The 14,788-nt window shown below is 60.6% G+C and carries 12 protein-coding genes; 7 read left to right on the top strand and 5 right to left on the bottom strand.

Going from position 1 to position 14,788, the window contains the following annotated elements; translation table 11 throughout:
- Positions 1-5: 5 nt before the first annotated feature.
- The 4 genes from H7C19_RS12745 to H7C19_RS12730 are packed head-to-tail and all read right to left on the bottom strand — an operon-like array spanning position 6 to position 4,049.
- Positions 6-248, bottom strand: coding sequence for a hypothetical protein (locus tag H7C19_RS12745; RefSeq protein ID WP_185143036.1), 243 nt, complete (start codon positions 246-248; stop codon positions 6-8).
- Positions 245-1,462: a Ger(x)C family spore germination protein gene (locus H7C19_RS12740; protein WP_185143035.1), complete on the bottom strand. Its 1,218-nt coding sequence runs from the start codon at positions 1,460-1,462 to the stop codon at positions 245-247. The genes H7C19_RS12745 and H7C19_RS12740 overlap by 4 nt, the downstream gene beginning before the upstream one ends.
- Complete coding sequence (locus H7C19_RS12735; protein WP_185143034.1) at positions 1,459-2,547, bottom strand: GerAB/ArcD/ProY family transporter; 1,089 nt, start codon at positions 2,545-2,547, stop codon at positions 1,459-1,461. The genes H7C19_RS12740 and H7C19_RS12735 overlap by 4 nt, the downstream gene beginning before the upstream one ends.
- Positions 2,544-4,049 (bottom strand): spore germination protein, encoded by a 1,506-nt coding sequence (locus tag H7C19_RS12730; RefSeq protein ID WP_185143033.1) that lies wholly within the window; start codon positions 4,047-4,049, stop codon positions 2,544-2,546. Before H7C19_RS12730 ends, H7C19_RS12735 begins: the two co-directional genes overlap by 4 nt.
- 819 nt (positions 4,050-4,868) lie before the next feature.
- Here H7C19_RS12730 and H7C19_RS12725 point away from each other — a divergent pair.
- From H7C19_RS12725 to H7C19_RS12695, 7 genes are all read left to right on the top strand, one after another.
- A complete protein-coding gene (locus H7C19_RS12725; RefSeq protein ID WP_185143032.1) occupies positions 4,869-6,671 on the top strand; it encodes a sensor histidine kinase in 1,803 nt (600 codons plus the stop codon).
- Positions 6,668-7,744, top strand: coding sequence for a response regulator transcription factor (locus H7C19_RS12720; RefSeq protein WP_185143031.1), 1,077 nt, complete (start codon positions 6,668-6,670; stop codon positions 7,742-7,744). The genes H7C19_RS12725 and H7C19_RS12720 overlap by 4 nt, the downstream gene beginning before the upstream one ends.
- A gap of 121 nt (positions 7,745-7,865) precedes the next feature.
- Complete coding sequence (locus tag H7C19_RS12715; RefSeq protein WP_185143030.1) at positions 7,866-9,209, top strand: ABC transporter substrate-binding protein; 1,344 nt, start codon at positions 7,866-7,868, stop codon at positions 9,207-9,209.
- Between the two features lie 92 nt (positions 9,210-9,301).
- Entirely contained in the window at positions 9,302-10,186 is an 885-nt protein-coding gene (locus H7C19_RS12710; RefSeq protein WP_185143029.1) for a carbohydrate ABC transporter permease, read from the top strand.
- Positions 10,183-11,007, top strand: coding sequence for a carbohydrate ABC transporter permease (locus H7C19_RS12705; protein WP_185143028.1), 825 nt, complete (start codon positions 10,183-10,185; stop codon positions 11,005-11,007). Before H7C19_RS12710 ends, H7C19_RS12705 begins: the two co-directional genes overlap by 4 nt.
- Before the next feature lie 321 nt (positions 11,008-11,328).
- Complete coding sequence (locus tag H7C19_RS12700) at positions 11,329-12,105, top strand: Cof-type HAD-IIB family hydrolase (protein ID WP_185143027.1); 777 nt, start codon at positions 11,329-11,331, stop codon at positions 12,103-12,105.
- Between the two features lie 72 nt (positions 12,106-12,177).
- The gene (locus H7C19_RS12695; protein ID WP_185143026.1) at positions 12,178-12,735 is read left to right on the top strand and encodes an NUDIX hydrolase; all 558 of its coding nucleotides are present in this window, start codon (positions 12,178-12,180) and stop codon (positions 12,733-12,735) included.
- 348 nt (positions 12,736-13,083) lie between these two features.
- Here the strand turns inward: H7C19_RS12695 and H7C19_RS12690 are convergent, their stop codons facing one another.
- Positions 13,084-14,616: an MDR family MFS transporter gene (locus tag H7C19_RS12690; protein ID WP_185143025.1), complete on the bottom strand. Its 1,533-nt coding sequence runs from the start codon at positions 14,614-14,616 to the stop codon at positions 13,084-13,086.
- Positions 14,617-14,788: the final 172 nt, after the last annotated feature.

The following is a 14,788-nucleotide window of genomic DNA, read 5'->3' as shown; positions in this document are numbered from 1 at the left end:
TCATGTCAGCCTCCTTCATCCAACAGCGCGTGGCCCAACGGCCCGAAGACGATCTTCACCAGCTGCGTCGGACCCGGCAGATGCGGGATCCAGAGGAGCAGGATCGCCAGGACCCATACGGCGCCGATCAGAGAGAGATAGGCGATCCTCTCTTTCCGCGGGGCGTGCTTCCTCAGCTTGAGCCAATGGATGACCGTGACGATCGCGCAGACGGACAGCAGGCATGGAATAGCCTCCGCGGCCGTCATTTGGCGTATTCCTTGTCCGGCACGGTCGATCGAATACTCGCCAGGCCGGGCCGCAGCATCTTGGCGTTCGGGTGCAGGCGCACCTCGACGTTCGGGAAGCGTTCATCCCAGCGGCTTTTCTCTTTTTTCCAGGCGACAGGATAGGCGCGGTGAAATTCGCCGGCAAAGTCGAAGATGTCGACCTTCATCCCTTCCTGCACCGCAACCAGCGCTTGCCGGATCTGGGACTTCATTTCCTCGTTCATCTCCGCTTCCACTTGCTTCATGGCTTGAAGATTCGAGGTGAGGTTGAGCCGCGTCGTATTCTGCAGCGCGTCGTTCTCGGTACGGATATACACGTCCATCCGCCAAGTATCCCCTTCGATACGGGGGATCAAGCGCGTGCTGCTCTTGAGCAGCTTCAAGGAGACCGAGCTGCCGGGTCCGACGGGGTGCACGGTCACGATGCCGCGCTTGATCTCGTTCCTCAGCCACAGCACGCCTCTCGCGGCATTGCTGTCGGTCCCGCCGATCATGCGGTCATCCTTGAAGACGGCCAGGCCGTCGATAAAGCTGAGCGCCTGATCCATCTGCTTGAATGTCGGAGCGGGCACGATGGTGAGCATCGGCAGGACGGCCGAATGGGCATCGTCCGTGAGCATGGCCGCCAGCTCCGCCAACGTAACGGAGAGAGCGAGTTTGCTCTTGGACATCTCCCGCAGCACCTCGGCCGTATCCCGTTCGAGGATGGAGTGCAGCTGGAGCACATCTTGGGCCTTCCCCTTGCTGACGTAGACGAAGGCTCGTTCACGCGGCTGCGGGGCCCGCAGCAGGTAGTCGATATGATCCCGGATGCCGCTCTTGGCCGCGGCTTCGCCGAAGACGATGACCTCCGCATGTCCCCAGAACAGCGCCCTGGACAGCTCGCCCTGCAGATGGGAAAACGCATCCGCGATGTTTTCCCCGACGGCCGTGCGCGTGAAGGTATTGTTGTTGCCGGTGCTGCCGTTTTTCTGGCTCATCGGCTCGGCGCCTCCTCCGCCCCCGGAGGCGCGGGGAATGAAGATTTGGACCGTCAGCTCCAGGCGGCCCGCCTCGTCCCGGTCGATCGCGGCGCCGGTGATCAGCGCCAGGTCGTTCACTTCGGTCCGGTCCCAGCATCCGGTCAGTCCCAGGGACCCCATGCACCACAGTGCCGCGAGCGCCAGCGGGTATCGCCATCCGGCCCGGTTCATGTCGCGCGCCCCCCTTTGATGGCCGCCAGCCCGAGCAGACACGCGGGGAGGACGACCTGCATAGTCAGCGCGAAGAAAGGCAATTCCGTCCCCAATATCTCCTTCAAGGCTTGGTAATTCGGCGCGGCCCAAATGCTGAACAGGATGGCGAGGAACCCGAGCGGGACGATCAAGGGACGATAGTCGGGCAATCCCAGCCATTGCGCCGTGCCGAGCGCGGCGGCGTAGTACACGACGACGACTTTGATGAACATGCCGATCAGCCATGCGGCCATGAGCAGGGACTCGATATGCTCCAGGAAATCGGCGAGCGCGACGTATCTCACCGCATTCAGGAACGGGTAACTGAACTCCTTGCTGAGCGGTCCGAACAGCAGCAGGATGGAGAGGTTAATGGCCAGCAGGGTGATCAAGACGGCCGCGACGCTGATATAGCCCCACTTGAGCCCCTTGTTAGGTTGGGAGAGGTAAGGGAGCATGAAGGAGACCATGATGAATTGGGAGAACCAGGACATGGGGACGATCGAGCCGAGCAAAGGAGGCAGAGGCCCGTTCTCCAGGATCGGCAGCATATGCTTCAGATGCATGTCCGGCAGCATGATGACGAGCATGCCGAAGATGACGAACGTGGCCCCCGGAATCAGAATTTGCGCGGCGCGCCCCAGCACTTCGAGCCCTTCGCGAACCGCGTAGGCGCACACGGCAACCAGGCAGAGGATCACCCAGATCATCGGCGTCTTCACCAGGAACGTCCCCACGATGAACTCCCCGTATTCGCGCAGGATAATCCCCATCGTATACAGGAACGAGATCAGGTAGACGACCGCGGCGGCCTTCCCCAGATAGGCGCCGAGGATGGATCGGCAATATTCGATGAGCGTCTCCTTCGGGAACCTGCGGTGCAGCCGACAGGAGAGATAGACCGTCAGGAACCCGACGACCGACGACAGCGCGGGCGTGATCCACATATCGGTTCCGGCCTTCTCCATCGTGATCGCGGGGACGCTGAGCGCCGCGGTGGACAGAATGGTCGGGTGCATGAGCAGCGCCATTTGCAGCGCGGAGATTTTGCCTTTTTCGATCATGAGGGATCATTTCCTTTGGGTGGCTTCGGCCGCTGTCCGGGTGGTTGACGGTATGGCTCGGACCTCCCCGTCAAACGAGGCCTCGTCCGCATCGCCCAGACCGGCGCGCGGATCAGCACGTCCTTCATTTCCCTGCCTTTCATCGGCGCGAGGGGTTGGAGGTAGGGAACGCCCAACGACCGCAAGGAGCATAGATGGATCACGATGGCGATCACCCCCAGCATCAGCCCGAGCAAGCCGAACATGCCCGCGAGGAACATGATCGGGAACCGGAGCATCCGCAGGGCGATCCCCGTGGAATATTGCGGAATCATGAACGAGGCGATTCCGGTGATCGCTACGACCATGACCATCGGGGCCGATACGAGACCCGCCGACGTTGCCGCTTGGCCGATGACGAGCGCGCCTACGATACTGACGGCGGCGCCGACCTGCTTGGGCAGCCGGACGCCCGCTTCCCGCAGCGCTTCGAACGAGACCTCCATGAGGAGCGCTTCGACCAGCGCGGGGAACGGGATGTCCTCCCTGGACTTGGCGATGCTGAGCAGCAGCGAGGTCGGCACCATCTCGTGATGGAACGTCAGGATCGCCACATAGAGCGAGGGCAGCACGAGCGTGATGAGAAAAAACGTATAACGAAGCCATCGGATCAGCGTCCCGATCATAAACCGCTGATAGTAGTCTTCCGGCGACTGGAGCATGGAGAACAGCGTCGAAGGCGCGATTAGCGTAAAAGGCGTGCCGTCGACCAGGATCGCGACGCGGCCTTCCAGCAGCGAGGCGCTGACGACGTCCGGCCGTTCCGTCACCTGGATCTGCGGAAACGGGGAGAGCGGATTGTCCTCGATCAACCCCTCGATATACCCGCTCTCAAGGATGCCGTCGATATCGATCCGCGAGATGCGCTCCCGCACTTCGCGGATGAGCGACTCCGCCGCCAGACCTTCGACGTAGACCAGCAGCACTTTCGTTCGCGTAAGCTTGCCTACCTCGAAGGGGACGATTTTCATAGCGGGACTCTTGATCTTCCGGCGAAGCATGGACGTATTGACGTTGAGCGTCTCCGTGAAGCCTTCGCGGGGACCCCGGACGATCGATTCGGCGGCGGGCTCTTCGACGCTCCGCTTCTCCCACTTCGCCAGGCCCAGCGCGAATCCGCGCGGAGCGCCGTCGACGAAGAGCAGCACGCTGCCCCCCGAGAGCCGGGAGACGCCTTCGTCGATGGTCGCGATCGGACCCGCATCGGCGACCGAGAGGATTGACGGCAATCCGCCTGCATCGTCCGCCGCATCCGCTGCGCCCTCTCGCATCAGCGGCGCAAGTACGTGCTGGTCCAGCTGATCGATATTCACCATGCCGTCGATGTAGGCGACGAATGCTTTCTTCTTCCCCATGTTGAACTCGCGATAGTAGACATCCGCGCAATTCTCGTACAGGCCTTGAAGCGCGCGCAGATTCGCTTCGAGCGACGGGGAGACGAGATCGGATGAATCCTTGGACATGAGGCGGCTCCTTGGATGTGATATGATTTTTCTGTCCAATTTTGTCGTTCCTTAAACGCCATGGGCGCATCGATGGCGTAGCGGCGCGTCTCTAGCACCCTCGCGAAACCGAGTATTTTTAAAGTCGCGAACAGAGCATAATGAATTTTAAGCGCTCTCTTGTTTGGTACGATACGTCCATGAAGGTTAACGCCTATACGAGAGGGGGCGCTACGTTTGATACACGACAAAGCCATGCTGGCGATTTATACGTATATGGACTCGCTGGAGGGAGATCGAGCGGCTGAGACGCGCGGTGATGTAGGAGATGGCGGGCAGCGCCCTGAAGCGGATTCGGCCGTTGCCTATTCCGCCCTCTTTCACACATTTCCCCCGCCGACCGCCAATGTAGGTAATTTATTTACTCTCTTTCGCTCATTTCCCCCGCCGACCGCCAATGTAGGTAATTTATTTACTCTCTTTCGCGCATTTCCCCCGCCAACCGCCAATGTAGGTAATTTATTTACTCTCTTTCGCGCATTTCCCCCGCCGATCGCCAATGTAGGAAGTGTAACGGCGCGTGGAGGCGCGGTGAGCGTAGTCTGCATACGCACATTTGCCGGAGCAGCGTCGAGTCGCGCTCCCACCGCCTGCGTCACCGGCGTAATGCGCCGCGCCCTTCATCGCCGCACCTTCATAGCATTCGTCAGAAAGGCAGCCCCGGAGGACTGCCTAGTCTTCCGATACCCTTCTTCCAATATGAAAGCGTTGACAACGCGAGCGCCTTCGCGCCAAACTAGGAGGGAGATTCCCACTCTACCCGGAAACGGAGGCCTACCTATGGCGCTGAACGCGTTGAAGCGAATCTGCCGCAGGCTTCTTCAGCCCTTCCAGAAAAGCCTCCGATACAAGCTCATGCTGTTGATGGTCGTCATCGCGGTACTGCCGCTCTCGATGGTTACGCTGTTCGCCACCCGGACGACCAAGCACTCGCTCAGCGAGGAAGTGGTGCGGTCCAACGAGTCCCGGATGGAATGGTCGGCCCGATACTTCGACGAGAAGTTCGAGCAGCTCCAAGCGGTGACGTACTCACTGCTGCTCGACAAGAACCTGTTCCCCAACGTGAACGGGAGCGTGAACGACGAAGTCAGCAGCCCGCAAGAACTCGATGCCTACACGACGGCGAGGCTATGGTCCCTCTACAATGCGAACAACAAAAATATCGCTCAGATCTCGCTCTATCTCAAGTCCAAGCAGCGCGTGTACACCGCGGACAAAGACGCCAGCCGCACGACGGACAATCTCCTCACGCACGCCGCGGATTGGAACGCGATCTCGCGGAAGCGCGAGAGCGTCGACAAGCTGACGAGCAACCGGCCGGGCACGTTCACCATCGTCCGCAGCATGAACCGGTTCGAGAACCGGGAAGTGCTGGGAGGCGTGACGATCGACGTGCGATGGAGCATGATGCGCAGCGTGATGGACATGGTCCATTCGGAGCCGAACAGCCAGGTCCTCATCTTGGATTCGCAAGGCAACGAGATGTACAACCCCTATGGGCAGAAGTTCACGGTCGACCCCGAGATCGTGCGGAACGCCATCGCCCATCCGACGATGCCCGGCAACCTGGAGTTGAAGAAGGGGTTCTTGTTCTACCAGCCGACCCTGTCCGGCCGGCTCTGGATCGTGAAGTTCATCCCGATCGAGTACGTCACCCAAGGCGCCTCGTCCACGATGAACTTCAGCTTGGTGACGGCCTTGATCTTCATCATCCTGGCGATCGTCATCTCGATCGTGACCGCCTACTTCACGACGAAGCCGATCATCCGGCTCACGAAGTCGATGAAGGCGCTCGAGATCCAGAACTTCGACGTCGGCCTGCAGCGCATTCGCACCGACGAGATCGGCACGCTGGAGCGAAGGTTCAACTCCATGCTGGCGCGGATCCGGGAGCTGATCCAGACCGAGTACAAGGCGAAGATCGAGAAGCGGACGGCCCAAGTCAAGGCGATGCAGGCGCAAGTCAACCCGCACTTCCTGCACAACGCGCTGCAATCCATCGGGGGGATCGCCCTGTCCCGGAACGTCCCCGAGATCTACGAGCACGTGCGCGCGATTAGCGACCTGTTCCGGTACGCCATCCGCATGCAGGCGGACCTGGTTACCGTCGCGGACGAGATGGAGCACGTCCGGAACTACCTGCAGATCCAGAAGCTCCGGTTCCAGCAGATGATCGAGGTGCATCTGGACGTGGATGAGGATTGCCTCCACTGCGCGATTCCGAAGTTCTCCCTGCAGCCGATCGTCGAGAACTGCTTCATCCACGGGCTCGAAGGCAAGATGGAGACCTGGTCGATCGTCATCCGCGCGGAGAAGGTGCTGGACGAAGTGGAGATCACCATCGCCGACAACGGCGTCGGCATCGCCGGCGACCGGCTGGAGCGCATCCGCAAGCAGCTCGGCCTCGCGGTCGAGATGAGAAGCGAGGGGGACAGCATGGGGATGGGGAACGTCAACGCCCGCCTCAAGCTGATGTTCGGCGAATCGTACGGTCTGTACGTCGACAGCGCGGAGGGCACGGGCACGACCGTCAAGCTTCTCATCCCGGCGGAAGGGATGCCAAGTGAGGAGGAATCGGCATGAAGGCCGTGATCATCGACGACGAATTCTGGACCCGGGACAGCATCCGGCGTCTGGGGGATTGGGCGCGCTTCGGCATCGACCGCGTCGAAGAAGCCGAAGAAGGGCTGAGCGGGCTGCGGATCATCGAGGAGATTCGCCCGGAGATCGTCATCACCGATATGAAGATGCGGGGCATGGACGGCGTCGAGCTGCTGCGCAGACTCGCGGAGGATTACCCGTTCATCCGCAAGATCGTCATCAGCGGGTTCGACGACTTCGCCTACACGAAGCAGGCGATCCTGTCCAGGGTAGACGAGTATATCCTGAAGCCGATCCATCCGGACGAATTGAACCGGGCGCTGGAGAAAACGGTGCGCGAGCTCGGGATCGCACGCGGCCTTCATGCCGCGCAGCCGCTCTCCAAGGAGATCCTAGAGGAGGTGACGGCGTGCAAGGCGGAGCTGTCCCGGCATTTCCAAGAGCTGCAGATCGAGGAGGTCGAGGCTCGGTTCGGCGCGCTCGCGCAGGTTCTGGCATCGCGGGAGCCGCACGAGCCGGGGCTGAGCCACTCCCTGTACAAGCAATTCATGACCCTGCTGGGCGAGCAGGCGTCGAAGGCCGGCATCGAGCTGTCTCCCGTCATCCGGGGGCAGGCCGAGTCGTTCTTCGTCACGGACCGGACGCCGGACGCGGAATGGATCGGCGCCCTGTCGGCCGCCTACGCAGCCGTCATGGCGGATCTGATCCAGCAGCGGAAGAACAAGAACCGGCTCTCGATCGGAGACATCCGCGACTATATCGACCGCGCGTTCGCAGAGCCGATCACGCTCGAATCGATCGCGGCCCGCTTCTTCGTCAGCAAGGAGCATCTCTCCCGCACGTTCAAGCAGGAGACGGGCTCGACGGTGATGGATTACATCATCGCGAGACGGATGGCCAAGGCGAAGGAGCTGCTGACGCAAGGGGCGGCGTCCATCAAGAGCGCGGCGGAGGCGGTCGGATACGCGGACCCGACTTACTTTCACCGGATATTTAAGAAGGTCATGGGCATGACGCCCGCGCAGGCGCGCTGCCATGGACCGGAAGAAGATTAAGCGCCGGGCGTCATATCAATATCGTCCATAACAAACCGCAAATGACGTCCAATGCGCAGAAAGCGCTTCCCCCTTATACTCATCTCGTAAGCGTTATCATTATATAGGGAGGTCCTTTCGAATGAAGAAAGCGCTACTCGCCATGACCGCTATCCTGGCGCTGGGAACGACCGCCGCATGCGGCGGCTCCAAAGACAACGGCAATGCCGCGCCGAGCGCCAGCTCCAGCGCCAGCGATACGCCCAGCAGCAGCCCGTCCGCGTCTCCGGAAGCATCGAAGGCGGCGCCGACGAAGGTCGAGCTGAAGATTTTCTTGGGCGGCCTGGACCGGTTCCGCGAGCAATTCGACGGCTACTTCGAGAAATTCGCGGAGAAAGAGAAGCAAGAGAAAAACATCACGGTTACGTTCAACTCCGAATACCCGGGCTCCGATAACGCACCGCAGATTCTGAAGACGCGTCTCGCGACCGGCGACGTGCCGGACATCTTCAGCGTCCACGCCGTTAACGAGATTCCGTCCTACTACAAAGCCGGCTATCTGGCGGACCTGAGCGACCAGCCGTTGGCGGGCAAGCTGCTCGACGGGATCAAGCCGATCGTCTCGGCGGACGGCAAAGTCGTAGCCGTGCCGATGGAGAGCTTGGCCTGGGGCTACCTGTACAACAAGACCATCTTCAAGGAGCAGGGCTTGACGCCGCCGTCGACGCTGTCCGAGATGAAGACCGTCGTGCAGAAGCTGAAGGACGCCAAGATCACGCCGTTCGAGCTGAGCTACAAGGAAAGCTGGATCCCGCAGCTGTTCCTCCCGCTGACCGTAGGCGGTCTGGTGAACTCCACCCATCCGGACTTCCTCGACAAGATGAACAAGGGCGAAGGCAGCTTCGCGGAAATTCAAGAGATGTTCGATATCATCGATCTCGTCAACGCCAACGGCACGAACCGCGCCTTCGAGAAGAGCAACGACGACGGCTCCGCCGACTTCGCGAGCGGCAAGGCCGCGATGTGGATCCAAGGGCCCTGGAATGCCGACGCGATCCTGAAGGTGAACGACAAGTTCGAGCTGGGCGTCGCCCCGCTGCCGATCAGCGACGATGCGAAGTCGACGTTGATCAATACGTCCGTATCGACTTCGCTCGCGACTTCGCCGGACAGCAAGAACAAGGAAGTGGCGCTCGACCTCCTGAACTTCATTCTGGACGATCAAGCTTCGAACGACCTGTACCAGAGTCTGAAGTTCAACCCGGTCTCCAAGAACCACACCTTCAAGCCTTATTCGTGGGTAGAGGACGCTTCGGCCTACGTGAACAAAGGCGAGTCCTATCAAGATCCGACGATCCCGCAAGCCGTCAAGGACGAATCCGGCAAAGCGCTCCAATCCTACTTCGACAAGAAGATGTCCAAGGAAGAGGTCATCAAGGACTTGGATAAGACCTGGAAAGACGCGAACGCCAACGCCAGCAAGTAATATCGGACTACTGACTCGCGTCGCGCCCTGTCCCGTTGTCGCCCGCCGATAACACGGGCAGGGCGCGCCTTTCCGAAGGAGTGTGGATACTCATGACCAGACGATCGGCCCGAGCCGCGTTCTCGCTGCTGCTCTTCGTTCTGCCCGCCTTTATTCTCTATCTGATCTTCCTCGTCATCCCGATGTTTCAAGGCTCCTACTACAGCTTCACCAACTGGGACGGCCTGAACAAGACTTACGGCTTCGTCGGCTTCAGCAACTTCGCCGAAGCGTTCCGCGAGGACAGCCACTTCCGATCCGCGATTCTGTTCACCGCCAAGTACGTGATCTGCGCCGTCGTCCTGCAGAACGCGGTCGCGCTCCTGCTCGCCATGCTTATCGAATCCCGCCGGAGAGCCAAGGGTCTCTTCCGCACGATCTTCTTCATGCCGAACATGCTGAGCGTCATCATCAGCACGTTCATGTGGGTATTCGTTTTTTCCAAGGTCATCCCGGCCTTGTCGGAGTACAGCGCTTTGAAGTTCCTGGATGTGTCCTGGCTCGGCAATCCGACCGTCTCGTTCTGGACGATCATGATCGTCTCCGTCTGGGGCGGCGTAGGCACGCTTATGCTGATCTACATGTCCGCGATCCAAGGCATTCCCCAGCATCTGAAGGAAGCGGCGATCATCGACGGCGCCCAGCCGTACCACATGCTTCGGTACATCACGCTGCCGCTCATCGCCCATGCGCTCACGATCTGCATCTTCCTCACCCTGAACAGCTCGTTCAAGGTCTATGACCTCGTCTACGCGTTGACCGGGGGCGGACCGGGACGGGGCACGCAGGTTATCACGATGAACATCTTGGAGGAGGCCTACCAAGGCAACTACCGCTACGGGTATGCGAGCGCGAAGGCCATCATCCTCTTCCTGATCATATTCGTCATCACCATGATCCAGGTGACGGTCATGAAGAAACGCGAGGTGGAAGCATGACGAGACGCATCTATACGGGATTGGCATGGCTTTTCCTCTTGCTCTTGGCCGTCTACTTCCTGTTCCCGATCTACATGGCCATCGTCAATTCGTTCAAGACGCAGAGCGAGCTGTACAAGTCGGTGCTGAGCTGGCCCAAGTCGCTGAGCTTCGACAACTATACGCAGGCGTTCAAAAAAGCGAACATGATGCGGAGCGGCCTGAATACGATCATCGTCACGGCGACGGGCATCTTCGGCATCGTCCTGTGCAGCTCCCTGGCCGGATACAAGCTGTCGCGCACGAGAGGCAAGCTCAGCAACGTCCTCTTCATGCTGTTCGTCGCTTCGATGCTCATCCCGTTCCAGACGATCATGGTCACGCTGACCAAGATGGCCAAGGATCTGGGCCTGCAGGGCTCGCCCTTCGGACTTGGCGTCGTCTGCGCCGGGCTCGGGGTCAACATGGCGATCTTCCTCTATCACGGCTTCGTCAAAGGCATACCGAGAGAGCTCGACGAGTCCGCGCATATGGACGGCTGCGGCGAGTGGCGGGCGTTCTTCAAGATCATCTTCCCGCTGCTGCTGCCGATCACCTTCACCATCGTCGTCCTGAACATGCTGTGGCTGTGGAACGACTTCCTGCTGCCGGTGCTGCTGCTGAACGACTTCCGCGATTACACGCTCGTCTTGACGATCAACATGTTCTTCGGCAAGTACAGCCGGGAGTGGTCGCTGATTCTCGCTTCCCTGATTCTGTCCTCCATCCCGATCGTCGTCATCTTCTCGATCTTCCAGCGTTGGATCATCCAGGGGATCACGGATGGCGCGGTGAAGGGGTAAGCCGAGGGAGGCGCTGGCGCGAACCGCGGCGCTCTCCCATTCGCGGCAAGCAAACGAAGATCGGCCCGCCGTCCCGTCGAGGGACGGCGGGCTTTTGTTGCGGGAACCGGCGCGGCAAGCCTCCTTTTTCCATCATTCAGAATGGATGAGTTTTCACGCCTATTCATCGCTGAATGATCTCCGATAAAAACGTATCGCCCTCTTTGGACGGCGGCGAAGCCGTTTTTACTTGGACGCCCAGCAATTCGGTATTTACTCCCCCGGCGAATTGTACGATGATAGGAACATTAGCTTCGCAATAGAGAGATAGGAGTGGATAGGGTGGCATACAAGATCGTATTCTTCGACATCGACGGGACGCTGCTGGACGAGGAGAAGCAGGTGCCCCAGGACGCGGCCGAGGCGATTCGGGCGCTGAAGGCGAACGGGATCGAACCGGTCATCGCGACAGGACGGGCGCCGTACTTCTTCAAGCCGCTGGCGGAGCAGCTCGGCATCGACTCCTTCGTCAGCTTGAACGGCGCTTATGTGGTGTACAAAGGCAAGGAGGTGCATCAGCGGCATATCCCGATGACGGATCTGGAGCAATTGGTGCGGCTCGCCGAAGGCCGCGGGCATGCGCTGGTCTTCCAAGGCAAGGAATCGTTCCACACCAATCAGGCGGAGCACGCCGCCGTCTTCGCTTCCGTCAATAGCTTGAAGGTCGACCAGCCGGGCTACAATCCGGATTTCTGGCGGTCGGAAGGGATCTATCAAGTGTTCCTGCATTGCGAGCGGCACGAGGAACAGGGCTATATCGAGACGCTGCCCGATCTAAGGTTCATACGCTGGCACGCGAACGCGATGGACGTGCTGCCGCGCACGGGCTCCAAGGCCGAGGGCATTCAGGCGCTGCTGGACGCGCTCCGACTGACGCCGGCGGACGCGGTCGCCTTCGGGGACGGGCTGAACGACAAGGAGATGCTGAAGCTGGTCGGACTTGGCATCGCGATGGGCAATTCGAATGAAGAGCTGCTGCCTTTCGCGGATTACGTGACTTCGAACGTGGACGAAGGCGGCGTGCGCAACGGACTCGTATACGCGGGCTGCATCGCCTAGCGTTCGCGCGCCGCGACCGTTGTCATTTGCATTTAGAGGAAGACGGGGCTTAGGCCGAGAGGAGAGATCGGGATGGAAGTTCAATTTTGCTCGGCCTGCGGCCAACCGATGGAGACGCGGGAGGTCGACGGTACGCCGAGAAGAGCATGTACGGCTTGCAGCTTCGTGCATTGGGGGAACTACAGCATCGGCGTAGGCGCGCTGGTCGAGCGGGACGGCAAGCTGCTGCTCGTCCGCAGGGCGCAGGAGCCCGGCCGGGGATACTGGACCAATCCCGGCGGGTACGCCGAGCAGCTGGAGCAGCTCCATGACACGGTGCAGCGGGAAGTGCTCGAGGAGACCGGCATCGAGGCCGTCGTTACCGGCGTCGCCGCGCTCCGCGACCAGCCGCGGCAGATTCACAATCTCTACGTCGCGTTCTCCATGGCCTATCTCGGCGGCGAGCCGACGCCGGATGACGTCGAAGTGGATGCGGCCGGCTTCTTCAGCTTGGCGGAGATGGAGACGATGAACGTCGCCCCCTTCACCCGCTGGCTCGTGGACGTCGCGTTAAACGGCCGTTCGGAGGGATTGAAGCGGGACGACCAGCCGGTCGTTCCGCTGGACGGCTACGGCCTGTTCCGGATCTGACGGACGGGCGAAGCGCCTGTCTGGCGGCCCGAACCAAGCAGCAACCCGAGATAGTCGGGTTACACGCATCCGCATCGCCGATTGGCGGGCAGCAACCCGAGATAGTCGGGTTACGCGCATCCGCATCGCCGATTGGCGGGCTGTAACCCGAAATAGTCGGGTTACGCGCGTCTATATTGCCGATTGGCGGGCTGCAACCCGAGATAGTCGGGTTACACGCATCTGCATCGCCGATTGGCGGGCTGCAACCAGAGATAGTCGGGTTACACGCATCCGCGGCGTCATGAACAGGCGCGAACGACAAAGAACCGTCAGTGGCTAATCCCTGACGGTTCTTTGTCGTTTCATTTAATGCGAGGCTGCGTAAGCGTCCGATTCGGCCTTCGGGTCGAACTTCTCCTTGCTCATCATCACCCCCGCGACGAGCGCGAGGACGGCGGGGATCAGTCCCCATGCGAACGTAAGCACGATCGAGGAAGAGAGGCCTTCCGTGATCTTGCCGAGCACCTGCGCCGGCAGCTGCGTGCGGCTCGTCGGATCCATGAGCGCATGCGGGTCGCTGAGGTTCAAGCCTTGCGGCAGCCCGGACGCGTCGCCCCCTCCGAAGGACTCGGTCAGCTTGCGCGTCAGCGCGTGGCTCTGGATGATGCCGAACAAGGTGATGCCGAGCGTCATGCCGAGCGAGCGGAGGAAGTTCAGCGTCGCGCTCGCCGCTCCGCGCTGGTTCATCGGCAGCGCATGGATCGCCGCATTGCTCAGCACCGAGAACGAGGCGCCGATGCCAAGGCCGACGAGGACCATATACACGGTGACGAGCCAGCGCGGAGAGTCGGCCGACAGGGTGGTCAGCAAAGCGATGCCCGCGACCAGAATGACCAGCGTCGGGATCATGATCGCGCGGTAGGACATCTTGCCGAGCAGCGTGCCGCCGGCGGTAGCCGTCACGACGGTGCCCAGCATCATCGGCAGCAGCACCATGCCGGAGTTCGTGGCCGTGCCGCCCAGCACTCCTTGCATAAAGATCGGAATGAACATCGAAGCGGTGATGAAGGCCGCGCCGCTGAGCAGCGCAAGCGCATTGCTGGTGGCATAGAGGCGGCTGCGGAACATGCGGAAGGAGATGATCGGCTCCTCGGCCTTCCGCTCGGCGACGATGAACAGCGCGGCGAATACGACGAATCCGGCGAACAGGCCGAGGATCTCGGCGGAATCCCACGCGTAGGTCTTGCCTCCAAACTCCAAGGCGAAGATGAGGCAGACGATCGCGCCGACCAGCGTGATGGCGCCGCCCCAGTCGATCCGCTGCTTCGCATGGTTCTTCGACTCTTTGTAGAAGACCGCTATCATCACCAGCGCGATAAGTCCGAGCGGCAGATTGATGTAGAAGATCCATTGCCAGTGGAGATGGTCGGTGATGAAGGCGCCGAGCAGCGGGCCGAAGATGCTGGAGAGTCCGAATACGGCGCCGAACAGTCCGCCCAGCTTGCCGCGTTCCTCCGGTTTGACGGTGTCGAACATAATCGTGAACGTGATCGGCACCATGGCGCCCGCGCCGATGCCCTGAATGGCCCGGAAGAGACTGAGTTCGACGATGGAGGTCGCCATGCCGCACAGCACGGAGCCGAGCATGAAGACGATGATCCCGAACACGAAGAACCGCTTGCGGCCGTACATGTCGGACAGTTTGCCGAAGATCGGCATCCCGGCCATCTCGGCGACCATATAGGCGGAGGTGACCCAAGCGAACTTATCCAGCCCGCCCAGATCTCCGATAATGGTGCCCATGGCGGTCGCCATGATCGAATTGTCCATCGAGGCCATCAGAATGGCGAGCAGCAAGCCCGCGATGACGACTCCCGTCTTGCTCGTTGATTGAACCATGGTTTGCTTCATCCTTTTCGTTTTTTTAAGGGGACGGCGCGTTTCGTGCTTTGCTTTCTCATCCACGACTTCATTATAGGGGGGCGCAACTGACAACTGTGTGTCAGGATTCGAAATGCGATTCTAGGTCGTCGAAGCCGCTGCTCGGCATGTCGTCTTCCGGATCCCGTCT

The sequence above is a fragment of the Cohnella nanjingensis genome, from assembly GCF_014212125.1.
Classification (GTDB): domain Bacteria; phylum Bacillota; class Bacilli; order Paenibacillales; family Paenibacillaceae; genus Cohnella; species Cohnella nanjingensis.
The sequence above is the reverse complement of the archived record's forward strand: the minus strand, read 5'-3'. Positions and strand labels throughout refer to the sequence as shown.